The 16,448-nt window shown below is 55.9% G+C and carries 10 protein-coding genes; 9 read left to right on the plus strand and 1 reads right to left on the minus strand.

Annotated features, from left to right (window positions below):
* The first annotated feature begins 51 nt into the window (after window positions 1-51).
* Window positions 52-621 carry a histidine phosphatase family protein gene (locus ABD796_RS34630; RefSeq protein WP_344917187.1) on the plus strand — a complete coding sequence of 190 codons (570 nt, stop codon included), beginning with the start codon at window positions 52-54 and terminating at the stop codon, window positions 619-621.
* 105 nt (window positions 622-726) lie between these two features.
* Here ABD796_RS34630 and ABD796_RS34635 read toward each other — a convergent pair whose 3' ends face one another.
* The gene (locus ABD796_RS34635) at window positions 727-1,611 is read right to left on the minus strand and encodes a DMT family transporter (RefSeq protein WP_344917189.1); all 885 of its coding nucleotides are present in this window, start codon (window positions 1,609-1,611) and stop codon (window positions 727-729) included.
* 122 nt (window positions 1,612-1,733) lie between these two features.
* Here ABD796_RS34635 and ABD796_RS34640 point away from each other — a divergent pair, with 122 nt between their 5' ends.
* From ABD796_RS34640 to ABD796_RS34675, 8 genes are all read left to right on the plus strand, one after another.
* Window positions 1,734-2,621: a LysR family transcriptional regulator gene (locus ABD796_RS34640; protein WP_344917191.1), complete on the plus strand. Its 888-nt coding sequence runs from the start codon at window positions 1,734-1,736 to the stop codon at window positions 2,619-2,621.
* A gap of 200 nt (window positions 2,622-2,821) precedes the next feature.
* Window positions 2,822-4,348, plus strand: a complete 1,527-nt coding sequence (locus ABD796_RS34645; protein ID WP_344917193.1) for an extracellular solute-binding protein — start codon at window positions 2,822-2,824, stop codon at window positions 4,346-4,348.
* 239 nt (window positions 4,349-4,587) lie between these two features.
* A complete protein-coding gene (locus tag ABD796_RS34650) occupies window positions 4,588-5,922 on the plus strand; it encodes an extracellular solute-binding protein (RefSeq protein WP_344917195.1) in 1,335 nt (444 codons plus the stop codon).
* A 100-nt stretch (window positions 5,923-6,022) separates the two neighbouring features.
* Complete coding sequence (locus tag ABD796_RS34655; RefSeq protein ID WP_344917196.1) at window positions 6,023-7,954, plus strand: histidine kinase; 1,932 nt, start codon at window positions 6,023-6,025, stop codon at window positions 7,952-7,954.
* Complete coding sequence (locus tag ABD796_RS34660) at window positions 7,951-9,561, plus strand: response regulator (RefSeq protein ID WP_344917198.1); 1,611 nt, start codon at window positions 7,951-7,953, stop codon at window positions 9,559-9,561. The genes ABD796_RS34655 and ABD796_RS34660 overlap by 4 nt, the downstream gene beginning before the upstream one ends.
* A 36-nt stretch (window positions 9,562-9,597) precedes the next feature.
* On the plus strand, window positions 9,598-11,166 hold the full coding sequence (locus ABD796_RS34665; RefSeq protein WP_344917200.1) for an FAD-dependent oxidoreductase: 1,569 nt from the start codon (window positions 9,598-9,600) through the stop codon (window positions 11,164-11,166).
* Window positions 11,167-11,295: 129 nt separating this feature from the next.
* Entirely contained in the window at window positions 11,296-14,331 is a 3,036-nt protein-coding gene (locus ABD796_RS34670; protein ID WP_344917202.1) for a DUF4838 domain-containing protein, read from the plus strand.
* 25 nt (window positions 14,332-14,356) lie between these two features.
* The gene (locus ABD796_RS34675; RefSeq protein ID WP_344917204.1) at window positions 14,357-16,288 is read left to right on the plus strand and encodes a hypothetical protein; all 1,932 of its coding nucleotides are present in this window, start codon (window positions 14,357-14,359) and stop codon (window positions 16,286-16,288) included.
* The last annotated feature ends 160 nt before the right edge of the window (window positions 16,289-16,448 follow it).

Genomic DNA, 16,448 nt, shown 5'->3' on the forward strand with positions numbered 1-16,448 from the left:
GCGGTTACTACTTGATGATGAAATTCGCGAACTTAATGAGGAGGTGAAAAAATGACCACCATCTATATGGTTAGGCATGCGGAATCGCCGTATACAGAAGGTACCGAAAGAACAAGGGGACTAACAGCCGAAGGCAAGAAGAAGGCCCAAGAAGTTACAAAAGCCCTTATGACTGAAGGGATTAATGGGATAGTATCCAGTCCGTATTCACGAGCAATTCTAACACTTGAGGAACTGGCTCGAATATTAAAATTGGAGATTAAGATTTACGAGGATCTAAGAGAAAGGCAGTTTGCGGGAGAAAATGTTTATATCTCGGATGACGGCTTTATGCCAGCCTTACAACGAAGTTTCAGTGAGCCCGATTTTTCGTTGCCCGGAGGGGAATCCAACAAGGAGTGTCAGCTTAGAGCAGTTGCCGTTTTAGAAACCATTTTGGAACAATTTAAAGGAATGAATATAGCACTGGGAACCCACGGGAATATTATGACTTTGATGATGAATTACTTTGATTCAAACTACGGGTTTGATTTTCTAACTCAAACCAGGAAGCCGGATATTTATAAACTGCAAATAGAAAATCATAAATTAAAAGAAGTGACAAGACTTAAAATTATGTAAGGGAAAGAGCATCTTTCCGAGCAAAGTTGACTGTATCAAGTAATTTTTTCGTGCCAGATGAGCCATGCATTTGGGGGGCTTTGTGCAGTCCTCTTGCGTGGCTCGTCAGCTTAATGGATGAGCGCCGGGGTTTCTTGATCCCCGACTCGTGCTGCGATTTGCTATAAAAACGCCCGTGAGGATGAGTGCAGCACCGATATAGCTGTTTAGTCCGACAATCTCCTTTAAGAAGATAAAGGCAAAGATCGCGGAGAAAATGGGTTCGAGCGAGAATAGAAACCCTACACTGACGGCCGTAGTATACTTTTGAGCGACAGATTGCATAACAAAACCATAAGCGCTGCATATCAGCGCTAAACCAAGAATTGCTAACCAGTGGATAGGGCTATCCGGCAAAATGGGTTTTTCAAACATAAAGGTAAACACAGTGGCATAAAGGGCAGAAAAGCCAAGTTGATAAATGCCTAATTGTAAAGGGTCTACTTCTCGTACAAAATGGTTTGAGACCATAATATGGACAGCATAAAGCAAAGCAGCAATCAAGCAATATAGGGCGCCGACATCAAATGTCAACGGATTGCGAACGGTCATGAGTATGAGTCCAATAGATACGATCACAACTCCAACAATAATATTTCGGGATGGAAGCTTTCGTTGAAGGAACGCTTGAAGGATAGGAACCATCACTACAGTGGTACTCGTCAAAAAACCTGCGGAGGTCGCAGATGTATGCAGCACTCCATACATCAGCATGGCAAAAATGCCTGCCAGTAAAGCACCGGAGATAGAAGCATATTTCAATAGATTCGTATTGATTTTCATCATTTTTTTACCAAAAATCAGCATGGTTACAAGGAAGGCAATGCCGCAACGCAATGCCACAATGGTTGCCGGCGGTATTCCGTCAATGCCGAGCTTCATGAAAATATAAGACAGGCCCCAAGCTATGGATACCGTAGCTAAAACGAAGTTTGCTTGTTTTTGTGTCATTCGAATCACCTTAGCCTCTACTGTCGTGTCATGAACAATATCTTACTCATGTTCAAAACATAAGAAAAGTGAATATATGATATACTCAGAATAAGAATATCTTATGATCGGCTGGAGGCACTATGAAAAAATCGAAATACGAAGTGTTTATGAAGGTCATTGAACTTGGAAGCTTGTCACGGGCCGCAGATTATTGCAATTATTCTCAATCGGCCGTAAGCCAAATCATTATTTCTCTGGAAAATGAGTTTGGTATCAAGCTTTTGAATAGAAGTCATGCTGGAGTTTCGGTTACTTCAGACGGCGAAGAACTGCTGCCGCATATTCAAAAGGTAAGCCAAGCCTATAATGAGCTTTCAGACAAGGTGTCTGAATTGCGTGGAATAGAAAGCGGCCTTATCCGGATCGGAACGTTCTCCAGTATTTCGTGTCATCTGCTTTCCCCGCTTCTTAAAGACTTTAAAATCAAGCATCCGAATATAAAATTTGAACTGATTCAAGGGGACTACCGTCAAATCGAAAACTGGATTTCGGAAGGGACGGTCGATTTCGGTTTTGTGGATTTGCCTACTTGGAGAGAATTTGAAGTGATTCCGATCATGGAGGACCGGATGCTCGCTATTTTGCCCGCCAACCATGCCTATGCTTATGAAGAGTCCGTGCCCTTGAAAATTTTTGAGCAGGAATCCATGATCCTTTTGGAAGAAGGGACAAAAAAAGAAGTGTTAGAAATGTTTCGCCAACATCATATCAAAGCAAAGATCGAATACCGCCTCGATGATGATTACACGATTATTTCAATGGTCGAAAACGGACTAGGTATAAGTATTTTGGCTGAACTTATTCTAAAAAGAACCCAGTACAATATCGTCAGCAAAGAAACATCCCCCAGTTTCTCCCGAAGCATTGGAATAGCCATCAAAAATAGAAAACAAGCCTCAATGGCTGTGAGATGCTTTCTTGATTTTATTGTAGAAAACAAAGAAAGGTATATTCGTCTTGTCAAATAACAGTAGACTTACTGTTCGCAGTCGTTGAACGGGACATGCCGCTTGACAGCTATGCTGCTGAACGATCGATCATTGGATGGTTCATTCGGTCATCATAGTCCATGATGATGTCATAGGGTTCATCTGGCGATGGAGGCGGGGTTTTCCTACAATATAGTTATCCCGATGAAGGCATTTGACGTGAAGGGACGTTTAACCATATGGTGCTTGCAAATGGGAAAGGGATCGCAATTTTGTTGGGGATGGCATGTATACTGGCGGGCTGCCGCGGGGACATCGACGCGAATCGGGCTCGCGATAAGGCAGCAAGTTCGCTGGGCTCGGGTTGGCCCGTCGTTCGCGTAGTCACCAATGGGCTGAACGCCAAATTTCCGGAGAGCACGGATATCAACCGCAATCCGTATATCGAGTACATCCGCAACGGCACCAAGCTCGACGTCCGTGTTACAGCTCCGCCGAGCGAAGGCTTCGACACCAAGCTAAGCGTCATTATGGCGTCCGACGACGTCCCTGACCTGGTCAGCACAAGCAACGCGAGCTGGTTCGTCAACTACGTGAATCGGGGTGAGCTGCTGCCGCTCGACGATCTCATCAACCGGTTTGCGCCACAACTTATGAAGCGAATCCCACAGGAAGCGTGGGACAGCGTGACGATCAACGGTCGAATTTATGCGATTCCGAGCCTGAACGAGGCGCCAGGCGGCTACTTGATGTACGGCCGCAAAGATTGGCTCGATCGTCTCGGCCTCAAGCCGCCTACAACGCTCGACGAATACTATTCGGTAATCAAGGCGTTTGCAGAGCGCGATCCGGACGGCAACGGCAAGCCGAATACGGTCGGCCTTTCGATCCGCGAAAACTTGGGTGGCACCGGTCCGATGTTCGGGGCATTCGGCACGCAAGTATCGTTAACGGCCTGGTATGAGCGGGAAGGCAGACTCGTGAATGGAACCGTGCTGCCCGAAACGAAGGAGGCTTTGGCCTTCATGGCCAAGCTATACGGCGAAAGGCTGCTGGATCCGCAATTTATGTTGAATAAAACGGCAGTGTTCAACGAAAAAATCGCCGCCGGCCAAACGGGACTGTTCGTCGCCTCATGGTCGGATACGCGCGGTCCGATCGAGGACAATCGCCGGAACGACCCGCAAGCGGAATGGATTCCGCTCGATTACCCGACCGGCCCGGACGACCGCAAAGGTACGGGAGCCTCCCAGCTTGTACGGTATTACAGCGTCTTGCCGGCCAAAGGCGGCAATGCCGCAGGCGCGGTCCGTTTGCTCGATTTTTTGTCCGAAGAAGGCTACCGCAGCGTCAAGCTCGGCTTCGAAAACGAAGTGTGGACGCAGATGAACGGCAAGATGGTCATCGATTTTGCCGAGCACAACAAGCATTTCTATCGCGGCATATATTCCAACCTGGCCGACCCCGCCGACCCGCAGGTGACGAGAGAACGGCTAGACGGCTTGGGAACGCAATTCCGTCTGAACGAAAATGTACAGCGTATCCGTGAAAATTTGATCAAAAGCGCCTTTACCGGAACGCCGACGCCGGCGATGGGCAAATATGGAGCCAATCTGGAAAAGGACATGCAGGAGACGTTTACGAAGATCGTCGCCGGAGTGGCGCCTTTGTCCGAATTCGACGCCTTTGTCGCCCGCTGGTACAAGGAGGGCGGCGGCGAATTAACGGACGAGGTGAACGCGTGGTATGCAAACCGCAAAAAATGATTCGTGCAGAAAACGAGGCGTTCGGAAAACGCGAAGGAACAGACAGAATCCTCCGTGGTCAACCGACGCGCGCAAATTAGAAATCGATTTCTTTCATTCATGAAGGGAGGTGAACGCACCATTCTGCCGCAGCGGTGACACGACGAACCGGCGTCAGATTCGGAGCAATGGAAGAAGTAGCGGTAAAACCCGCATGCTTGGACAAACTCGGTGGGCAGATGCGAAAGGGGATTATCGGTATGCATCGGAAAACAGGAACGGCCGCGTTGCTTCTTTTAACGGCTGCAATCGTAAGCGCTTGCAGCGGGGGGGCGGGGATGAACGGGCAAACGTCAAAGGGAGGAGACCAGCCGGATCAGGCTCCGGCTACTACCCCCTATTCCAAGCTCAACCAGCCGCTCGAGCTGACGTACTATTTGAATGCTGGCGGATACTCTCAAGACGCGTTCATGAAAGGAGTCGGCAAAGCGCTGAAGGAAAAATTCCCGAACGTTACTTTCAAGGTGTATTGGCGGGACAAAGGGACGATGCTGGCCGATTTGATCGCTTCCGGCACAAGCATCGACATCATCAATGCTTCATCCGGCACGGTGGCGGACCTTGTGGAGCTGGGACTCGGTCAGGACATCTCCGATCTGATTGCGAGCAACCGCTACGATTTAAGCAAGCTGGAACCGATGGCGGTGGAAGGGATGCGCAAGCTGTCCGGCGGCAAGCTCTATGGGTTGCCGGTGCAAGTCTCCACGACGGCGTTGTTTTACAACAAGGACTTGTTCGATAAGTTTGGCGTGGCTTATCCGAAGGACAACATGAGCTGGGATGAAGTGTACGAGCTGGCCAAGAAACTGACCCGGACCGACGGCGGCAATACCTACAAAGGCTTCGGCGTGTCATTCAGTCATCTCGCGCTGATGAACCAGTATGCGCAGGAATTGATCGATCCGAAAACAGAGAAGGCGGTTCTCAATAACGACAACTGGCGAAAAATATTCAATAATGTGGCGCGGTTTTACCAAATTCCCGGAAACCAACCAACGATCGACGAGCTGAATTCGCCAAGCACGGCGTTCAACAAAAACAAAAATGTCGCGATGATGGCGATGATCGGAGGCTCCTCGTTCCCACCGGAGACGACGAACTGGGATGTCGTGTCGCTGCCGATGCTGCCCGAGGCGAAGGGCGTCGGTTCCGCTCCGTATTCGACCTACTATGCTGTTCCGAACACAAGCAAACACCGGGATGAGGCGTTTCAGGTCATCTCCTGGCTCACCTCCGAGGAATATCAGCAGACATTGATCGATCAAGGCTTTATCCCGGTTCTGAAGAACAAACAGTATAAGGAGCAAATGGGCAAGAACGTGCCGGCATTGAAGGGGAAACATGTCGACGGCGTTGTTCCCGATCAATATGCTTCGCCCATCACGATCAGCCCGTACATGAATTTGGCGACCGCCCCGTTATACGCGGCGTTTAATTCGGTTGCCCTCGGCGAAAAGGACGTCAGCACGGCGCTTCGGGAGGCTGAGGAGAAAGCGAACCTCGACATTGCGGCGAAAAAAGCGGCAAGTAAATAAGGGATGGTAAATGTTGTCGTCGGTTTTCCCGTTCTCCTTTACAATAGATGCTGAATGGTCTGTCTCCCAAAGGAGACAAACGCTGAAAGGAGCACCGGTCGTGACGGAATGGGGACGATGGCTGTACGACAAATTTACGCGCCATATTCAGGTGAGGCTGACCTGTTATTTTTTGCTGAGCTTGCTGCCGCTTGTGGCGGTAAGCTTATACGCCAGCGTTCGCTCCCAAGATATTTTGGAGGAACAAATTTCGCTTAGAACCAAAGCCGCTCTCGATTCGGCGATCGGCTATATCGACCAGGCGCTGCGCAACGTGGAGGAGTTGGCCGAGCTGATCTCAACCGATCCGCAAACGATAGCCGCGATCGAACGCGCCGGCGTCCAGCCTTCCACGGAATCGCTGCTGCAATTCGCCCAGCTGTTGAAAAACATGTCCGGGTTCACGTCGGTCAATCCGCTGCTGTCCCAGCTGTCCATGCTGCTTTCACCGTCGCGGACCCTGTTATCCACCAACTATGGGGGAAAACAGTTCGGGGATTCTGCAGCTTATGACGGCGTGGCCGGACGAATTGTGCAAACGGGCGGCAAGCTTTCTGTACTGAACGTTCCCGAAGATGCGGCCCGGCCCGGCGGCCGCGACGAATGGAACGGCATCTTCGATCCGGCGTACGTGTCGATGGTGCGCTCGATGGACAGGGTGCCGCAGCATGACAAGCCGAATCTGTTGATCGTCACACTCCGCAAGCAAACGCTGCTGGAGCTGATTCGGCCGCTCCTGCCGAGCGGAAAGGCGCGCATTTACTTGTACGCTGCGGGCGGCGTACTCGTGACCAAAACCGGCGGCTCGGCCGCCATCCCCGGCTGGGACGACGGCAGCCGGGATACCATCGTCCGAGCGTCGCCGGAGACGGGCGAGCGGATGCTGATGGTCCGCTCGATGTCGGCGGAGACCGGCTGGTCGGTTGTGTTGGCGCAGCCGGAGGCAGAGTTGAACCTTCCCGCCGCGCCAGTGCGACTGTTCACGTATCTGATCATCGCGATCAGCGTCGTGCTCGCCTTCTGGATTTCGTGGGTCGTGTATCGCAGCATTTCGTCGCCGCTCGAGCGGCTCGCCTTCGGGATGCGGCAACTGCGTACCGGCAATTTGCAAATCCGGCTGGCCGACGGCCGGCAGGACGAACTCGGTTATTTAATCGCCTCGTTCAACCGGACCGTCGAGGACCAGCGCCGTCTCATTCAGGACCATTACGAGCAGCAGCTGTTGCTTTCGAAAACCGAGCTGAAATTTTTGCAGTCGCAAATCAATCCGCATTTTTTGTATAACACGCTCGATTCGATTTATTGGTCGGCCAAGGAGTACGAAGCCGAAGAAATTAGCGAAATGGTGCTGAATTTGTCCAAATTTTTTCGACTAAGCCTGAACAAAGGGCAGGAGACGTTTACGCTCGGCGAGACCGTGCGTCATCTGCACTATTACGTGCGCGTGCAGCAAATCCGCTTCTCGGAGCAATTTTCCGTCGAATACGACATTTCCGACGATAGCCGCGACGTACAGCTGCTCAAACTGCTGCTCCAGCCGCTGGTGGAAAACGCGATACTGCACGGATTCGCCGAGCTGGAGCACGAAGGCTTGTTGCGCGTCGTCGGTCGCATTGCGGATGGCATGCTGCTTGTGGCCGTGGAGGACAACGGTTGCGGAATAGCCGCGGAGCGGCTCGACGACATCCGGAGACGGCTTGATCGACATATGCGTACCGGTCCGTCTTTATCGTTTACCGCTCCGGACGCTGCTGCCGAAGGCGACGATTTGTTCGGCCTGCGCAATGTGGCCGCGCGGATGAAGCTGTATTACGGGGAGCGATCGACGCTTGCGATCGAAAGCGCCGAGGGGATCGGTACGAGGGTAGAGCTGTACGTTCCATTGGACGGGTGCTCAGGCGACTCCGAAAGCGACGATAGTGAGCGGATAAACCGTGCTGACGAAGGTGATGCAAGCGGTGCAGACGATGCGGGGACGGGGGAAAGGGAATGAAGCTGCTGATTGTCGAGGACGAGAAAAAGCTGCGAAACAGCCTGGCGAACAATATTCAGTGGGAGCAGCACGGCATCGAGATTGTCGGTATGGCGGCGAACGGCCGCGAGGCTCTGCAGTGGATTGAATCACGCCGACCCGAGCTGCTGCTGCTCGATATTCAGATGCCGAAGATGAACGGGCTGCAGCTGGCCGAAGCGACGCGCGCGCTGGACCCGACGATCCGCTGTGTCGTCCTGAGCGGTCACGACAGCTTCGCCTACGCGCAGCAGGCGATGACGCTCGGCATCAGCCACTATTTGCTGAAGCCGGCCGGGGAGGCGGAAATTTTGAGCGCCGTGCTGAGTGCGGCCGACCATGTGCGCAAGGAGCTGGAGCAAAAGCACGGCCTAGCGCGGCTGCGCGAGCGCTGGAGTCAAAACCTGCCCTATTTGCAGGAGATGCTGCTGCAGAATTGGATTTCCGGCACGTGGGACGAAGCCGAGCTGGCTGAACGCGGGCGGGAGCTGCAAATCGAATGGCCGGTCGGCTCGCTGCTCGCCGTCGCTGTCGTCGACATGGATGAATGGGACGAGGGGGCGTCGTCGCTGCAAGGCTCGTACCCGATGCTGCAATTTTCGCTTGCGGACATTGCCAGGGAAACGTTGGCCGGCGTGTCATGGCGCGTGTTTCGCGATAGGGAAGGCGCGACCGTAGCCGTATTCGCCGCTCCGCCCGAAACGGGAGCCAACGCGCTATTGCTGCACGTCCATACGGCAGCCGTCAAATTTATCGGAACGGTCCGGGAATGCCTGAAGGTGACGGCCAGCGCCGGCATCAGCGGCGTGGCCGATAGGCCGGTGCACCTGCCGGACTTGTACCGGCAGGCGCGCAGATCGCTCGGGGAGAGGATCGCACACGGCAACGACATCGTCATTCCATACCGCGATTTTGGCGCGGGCGGACGGGATTCGGCGCCCCCGGTATCGCCCCTGAACCGCTTCGAGGCGAGTCTGCAAACCGGCCGTGGTGACATAGCCGGCGGGCTGCTGCGCGAGCTGCTGGCACGGGACGTAACAGAGACGGATTCCTCGTCGGCGGGCGACGTCCAGGAACGGCTCATCGCGTTAAGCGGTGTCGTGGCCCGACTCATTCACCAGCAGGGCTGGTCGATCCGCGACGTGCTAGAGGACGATTTTGAGTTATACGTTCACCTGGACCGGCTGAAGTCGAGGGGTCAGGCGCTCGACTGGCTGTTGCGGCTCGTCGCCCGGTATTGCACCTATTTGCAACGGGAACGAAACACCGCTATCCACGAAACAGTGCGACGCATGCTGGCGATAGTCGACGAACAGATTGGCAAAGATATTACGCTAAACGACGTCGCAGAACGACTGTTCGTCAACTCGTCTTACTTGAGCCGACTGTTCAAGCAGGAGATCGGCAAGCCGTTCTCCACCTATGTCATCGATAAAAAAATGGAGCGGGCCAAGCAGCTGCTGCAGGAAGGGTGCAGGGTGTACGATACGGCCGATCAAGTCGGCTACAAGGATGTCGGTTATTTTTCCCGTTTGTTTCACAAATATTGGGGCGTAACGCCGGGCGAAGTGAAAGACAGCTCACGCTGAGAACGTTTCGTCAAGAAAGCGATGAGGAGGCTGATCATGAGGAAGGAACTGAAGGCGGATATAGCGATAGTCGGTGGCGGGCTGGGAGGCTGCGCCGCCGCGCTGGCGGCGGCGAAAGCCGGCCGGACCGTCGTGATGACAGAAGAAACCGCCTGGATCGGCGGGCAGGCGACCAGTCAAGGCGTTCCGCCCGACGAGCACCGCTGGATCGAGAAGTTTGGCTGCACCGCCTCTTACCGGGCGTTTCGCGACGGCGTGCGCGCCTACTACCGTGCGCATTTTCCGCTGACGGCAGAGGCGCGCGCGGAGCTATACTTCAACCCGGGCGGCGCGCTCGTCAGCCGGGTGAGCCATGAGCCGCGAACGGCATTGGCCGTGCTGCAGCACATGCTGGCCCCCTTTATTCACAGCGGCCGACTAATCGTGCTGACGCGCCACGAGCAAATTGCCGCGGAAACGGACGGGGATCTCATCCGCTCCGTGACGTTGCGGAGCCGGGACAGCGGGGAGCGGATCGTGCTGACCGCACCATACGTGCTGGACGCGACCGAATGCGGCGACCTGCTTCCGCTCGCGGGCATCGAATATGTCGCTGGGTCAGAGTCGCGCAACGATACCGGGGAGCCGCATGCGCTGCCCGGAGCGGCAGACCCGAACGATATGCAGGCCATTACGCATTGCTTTGCGATGGATTATCGGGAAGGGGAGGATCATACGATCACCCGGCCGGACGATTACGCCTTTTGGCGCGAGTACCGTCCGGCGTTTTGGCCGGGGCGGATGTTCGATTGGGTCGGCCCGCACGTCATTACGCTGGAACCCCGACAGTACACGTTGTTCTCGGACGGCGACCTGTTCCCGCTGTACCCGTACCGGCGAATCGCCGACAATCGACATTTTGCGCCCGGCACCTATGAAAGCGATATCACGATGGTAAACTGGCCGCAAAACGATTATTTCATCGGGTCCATTATCGACGTTTCCGCAGAAGAAAAAGAACGACATCTGCTTGCCGCCAAACAAATGAGTCTTTCGTTTCTGTACTGGATGCAGACCGAAGCGCCGCGGCCGGACGGCAAAGTCGGCTATCCGGGGCTGCGACTGCGCGGCGACGTGTTCGGTACCGAAGACGGACTCGCCTTGGCGCCCTATATCCGCGAATCCAGACGAATCCGCGCGGAGACGACTGTGCTCGAGCAGCATATATCGAGGGCGTACCGGAGCGACGGGGCAGAGCGCTACACTGATTCGGTCGGCATCGGCTACTACGCGATCGATCTGCATCCGAGCACCGGCCAGCGTCACTATCTGCATATCGGTCCGTATCCGTTCCAAATCCCGCTCGGCAGTTTGCTGCCAGAGCGTGTCGATAACGTGCTGGCGGCGGGCAAAAATATTGGCACGACCCATATTACGAACGGCTGTTACCGACTGCATCCGGTCGAGTGGAACATCGGCGAAGCGGCTGGATCGCTTGCCGCCTTCTGCGTCGAGCGGGGCGTTCGCCCGCGACAAGTGCGGGCAGATCAGGAGCTGCTCGACGAATTCCGCAAGCGGCTCGTCCGTCAGGGCGTCGAATTGGAGTGGCCGTTCGTCCCGGCATAAGCGAGCGCTGTGGCTGGTATCACCACTTTTTTCTATAGGAAAGGTGCGTGTTTATTCATGAATAGACGTTTCGGTCAAAGAGTCCCATTACCCATACGAGCTGGGGTTGCTCCGGCATGTCAGTCGCTCGTGGAAGACCGGACAAATAACGACTCATTTCACCGCACAGCCGGGTCCGGGAAAGCGCCGTTCACCTGGGGCTGGCTCGCCGTTCTGGCGGCGGTACTGGCTTCTCTCGTCCTGCTGGCGTCCCCGGCGCAAGCCGCGGGAAGTCCGCTCGATATAGTGGTCGACGGGCAGCCGCACGCCGTCGTGCTGATTCCCGAGCCTGCCGGCTTCTCCGGCTCGATCCCCGGTTGGTCTCCGACCGCCTCGAACGGCGGTAAAATCACCTTGTCGAAAGCGGTTGTCCACAGTGGCGCCTACAGCTTGCGGATCGACGACAGCGACGACAAATCGTACGCCATGCAAAGCGATTACGTCGCGGCGGAGGGCGGCTTGTCCTACACGGTTAGCGGCTCCGTATACTTGCAGTCGGGCACAAAGCCGCTCGTATTTATCCGTTTCTATAACGCCAGTCATACGATGCTGGCGCAAAGCTCGGTCAGCGTCGGTACGCTTGGCGGGTGGACCGGCTTTACGCTGACGAAAACCGCTCCGGCGGGAACCGTCTACGCGGCAGTGCTGCTGTACACGGACACGGCGGCCACCCGGCTCGTCTACTTTGACGACATCGCATTGACCGGACCCGGTTCGATCGGGCTGCCGCTCGCCAATCCCGGCTTCGAGCTGCTGTCCGACGCCGCCTCCGGCTTGCTTGTCGAATATGTGCGCAAAGCGACCGGCGCGACGCTTCCAGTCATGACCGAGGCGGGTCTAAACGGCCAAGGGACGGCTTACGCAGGCTTCACGAAGCTGTATGTCGGAGCGACGCCCTCGGCAGGCGACCCCGACATCGTCCTCGGGCTCGATGGGCTGGACGAGCAGGGCTTTCTGCTTCATCCGCACGGAGACGCCATAACCATCATCGGCCCGACGGAGTACGGCACGTTGAACGGGGTAACGGAGTTTTTGGAGCGGTACGTCGGCGTCCGCTGGCTGCTTCCCGGTCCAAATGGAGAGGATGTGCCGATAGTCGACGACCTAACCGTGCCGTGGGAGGACGTTCGGGAGCAACCGGTTTTTGCCAATCGTGTCATCAGTCCGGCATGGGGGGATCCGGCATCACCGGGAAGGACGAAGGAGCTGAATGTCTGGGCGCAACGCAACAAGCTGCAAGGGTTCTACAACCAGCCATACGAATACAAAGAAAACCTGCATGCGCTGTTCCCGGTGGAGAAGTATGGCACGACGCATCCCGAATATTATCCGAACGGGAAGCCGCCCGCAACCGGCGTTACCGCGGGCTGGCAGCCGTGTTTCTCGGTACCGGGAACGGTGGATGCGGCGGTATACGGCATATTGCAATATTTCCAGAACAACCCGGGCAAGCGCTCTTATTCGCTGGGAGTAAACGATACCGGCGGGTTTTGTGAAGCGAATCCGTCCCATCCGAGCTATCCTAACAAAATCAATTCGATGGGTTATGTCGACATGTCGGACCTGTACTACAATTGGGTGAACCAGGTCGTGGAACGGGTGCGGCTGGTGTACCCGGACAAATGGTTCGGGCTGCTCGCCTACCGCGAGGTCAACGATCCGCCTGCGTTCGCCCTGAACGATCACGTGATTCCGTTTGTGACGAAGGATCGGATGGCCTGGATCGACGGGGTTGTCGAAGCGGACGAGCACGCGCTTACGGACGCATGGAACGCGGTAGCCGCGCAAATCGGCTGGTACGACTACATGTACGGTACGCTTTATTTGCTGCCCCGGATCTATAACGGGCAAACGATTGAAAACTGGCAATATGCGGCCGATCATCAGGTGGTTGGCACGTATACGGAGATGTACCCGAACGCCGGCGACGGTCCGAAGGCGTGGCTATTCGCGAAGCTGCTATGGAATCCCGATCGCGCCCCCGAGGCTATGTTGGACGAATGGTATGAGCGGGCAGTGGGGCCTGCTGCCTCAGCGGATTTGAAAGCGTATTTCGATTTCTGGGAACAGTTCTGGACCCAACGGGTGATGGGATCCGCCTGGTTCGAGAAGCGCAAAACGAACATTTATTTCGATTTCCTGAACCATGCGTACTTGAACCTGTTGACTGAGCAGGATTTGCTGGATTTGGAAGATTTGATCGACGCTGTCGTTGTAAACGCCGGCACGCCGCAGCAGCAGGCCCGGGCCCAGTTGTTCCATGATGCATTCGAATACGTAAAACGGACGGCGCGCAGCTTTCCGCGCAAAGAGACGGGGATCACGGATGAAGCAGAAGCGCTTGACATCGTCGACCGGTTGCCCGATTCAATCAACGCGCGTCTGCAGTTGGCCCAGGACCGGCTGGATTTGATGACCGCATTCGAAAGCGAGCCTGCACTGCGCATGATTACAAAGCCGGCGGCGACGTGGTCCGGTTGGAACGGGTTCGAATTCGCCGCGCTTGCCGACTATTTGGCAGTCCGCGAGTCTGGCGGCGGTGCGGTGACCGACGCAGTATACGCTTTGGCTGCTAGCGCCACGCCTTCAAGGGAGCGGAATTACGCGCAACTGCTGCTGAAGGCGAAGGACGGTACGACCGGCTCGCTGACGGCGAACCCGTCGTTCGAGTCTGGCAGTGGCACAACGGCGACCTCCTGGCAGCCATGGATCGACGCGACCGGCACCGTGCAGCGGGTGACCGGGACATATGCCCACAAAGGCTCGGCCAGCCTGAAGGTGGCCGGTTTGAAGGCCGGAGCGAAGCGCGGCGGTGCGATCCAGTCGTTCGCCGCTCAGCCGGGATTGACGGCGGCTTCGGTATACTATTACACGCTCGCAGGCACCGAAACCGGCAATATTCAATTATATGTGTATCCGAGGGACGCAGCGGGCAAACGGCTGGCCACGTACCAGACCATCCGCGTCGATCTCGCCGGTACTGCAGGCGAGTGGTCCGAAATCGGTCTGCTGGAGGAAGTTCCGTCGTCGATTAACGGCAGTGCAGTGGCAGACTTGCAAATTGTCATCGCGATCGACGAGTGCGACGAAATTTATTTGGACGACGCGGCAGTCTATCAACGATGAACAGTGGAAAAGAGGACGATAGCAGATGACCTTGCGAAAGCTGGCCGTCATTACGGCTGAATCGAACGATTTGCTGCAATACTTGCAGCAATTGCACGGCGATATCGAAGTCATTCGCCCGGAGGCGGTCGCATCGGCCGATCTGACGCCGTTTGCTGCGATCGCCCTGCTCGGCGGGGTCTCCGATAAGCCGATGTTGCTGCGGGCTGCGGCGAGGAATGCGGTGGAGGCCGAGCTAAAGGCAGGCAAACGGGTGTTTGCCGAATATGTCGGCAGCATCGGGCATGTCTACAGCGCGCCGCCGGAAAATACGCGGTTCGAACGGCTGGCCGTGTGCGAGGATGGCGTTATCCGTGGACTGGGCCGGGGCGAGCTGCTGGACGATCAGTGTAATATGCGCGTCAAGCCGTATGCGGTGTCTTGCGCGCAGGATACGCCGATATTGCAGTATACGCGAGTTCAGGCTCACGATCGAACGGACGCGGGACCCGAGTTGTGGCAGAACGTGTCCGACCGCGCGCTTTGGTTCGACCGCCCGGACGGACGGCTGTTGATCTGCTCGTTCCGGCTCGCTAACCTCGTTCGGGCCCGCTTCGCTCCGCTGAGTTCGGCGGGCAAGCTCGCCGCTTTTATCGCGGAATGGCTGCTTGGGGAGACGGCGCACCCTGCGCTGCTCCCCGCGGCCTATTCCACCGGACCGGCACGTACCGGGCTGTCTGTGGAGGAACAAATTCGCGACTGCACGGAGCGAGCGCTGCGTTGGTTCGAGCAGTCCGGCGTATTGGTCGATGACGGGGCGGACGGAGCGTTGGAAGGGCCGGCAACGGAGATCGATCCGGACGGACAACAGCGGATGAGCGACATTCGCCGAGTCGACTGCATAGGAGAAATTGCCCTTCCATACATGCTGGAGCATCTGCGAACAGGCGAGGAGCGTCCGCTTCGGGTCGCCGCCAATTTGCAAAACCTCGTCTTCGGACCATTCCTGTGCCGGGATAAGGACGAGCCGTTCTATGGCATGATCCGCTGGACGGAGGAAGCGTGGGGAGTGTGTTATCAGGATGACGCCGCTCGCGCGATGATTCCCCAACTCCTGAAATGCTTGTATATGGATTCATCCGAGCATTTGGACGAAATAACCGCCGCGCTGCGCTTCCTCGTGCGGACAACGGGCACGGACGGCACGAGGGTGTTCCGCACGGTGAACGCCAAACTTGATGCAGAATCGCTGCGGCGATTGGCGGAGTCGCCGGGCAACCTGCCTAGTGCGCACTACAACGCCTATTACCATGCCGCTTTATTATTGGCTTACAAGCTTACCGGGATCGGCGAGTTCCGGGATACCGCGGTGCGGGGATTAACGACGCTCATGACGGCATACCCCGGCACGAAGCGGGAACAAAGCGAGACACAGGAATACTGCCGACTTCTTTTGCCTTTGGCCTGGCTGTATTGGGTGACTGGGGAGCAGGAGCATCGCGGCTGGTTGTACCGGGTCGCGGAGGATTTGCAGCGATTCCGTCATGCGTCCGGCGCCTATGTGGAGTGGGACGAAGGTTATCGCGCGGCGATGCGCCATTCGGCCGGCACCGGCGAAAGCTCGCTGCTGAACGAGAACGGCGATCCGGTTGTCGACTTGCTGTACTCGAATAATTGGCTGCCTGCCGCTTTTATCCAAAGCTATTTTGTGACGAAAGATCCGCTGTTCAAATCGTTATGGGTGGCGCATGCACGCTTCCTTGTCTCCGCCCAGATCAAAAGCGATAATCCGATGATTGACGGGGCGTGGGGCCGGGCATACGATGCCGATAAAAAGGAAGTGTTCGGCTCGCCTGCCGATGTCGGCTGGGGGCCTTGGTCGATTGAATCGGGATGGACCGTGGCCGAAATTGCCTCGGGTTTGCTAATGGGCTTGCTGGAGGAACGACTAATTCCTTTTTACAGTACGGATCACTAGCGCCGCATTCTCTAGTGTTACACATCATATGTGGACATTCGTTTCAGAAAACGGATGTCCTTTTTTTTGAAAAAACGCACCGTCATAGTGTAGGCCACAGCCGTCGCATCGGCATATGCCGAAAAAGCGTCGTTCACCTGTTCGGTGTCTCTGGCGCAAG

This window comes from Paenibacillus hodogayensis (assembly GCF_039536325.1).
In the GTDB taxonomy this organism is placed as follows: Bacteria; Bacillota; Bacilli; order Paenibacillales; family NBRC-103111; genus Paenibacillus_AB; species Paenibacillus_AB hodogayensis.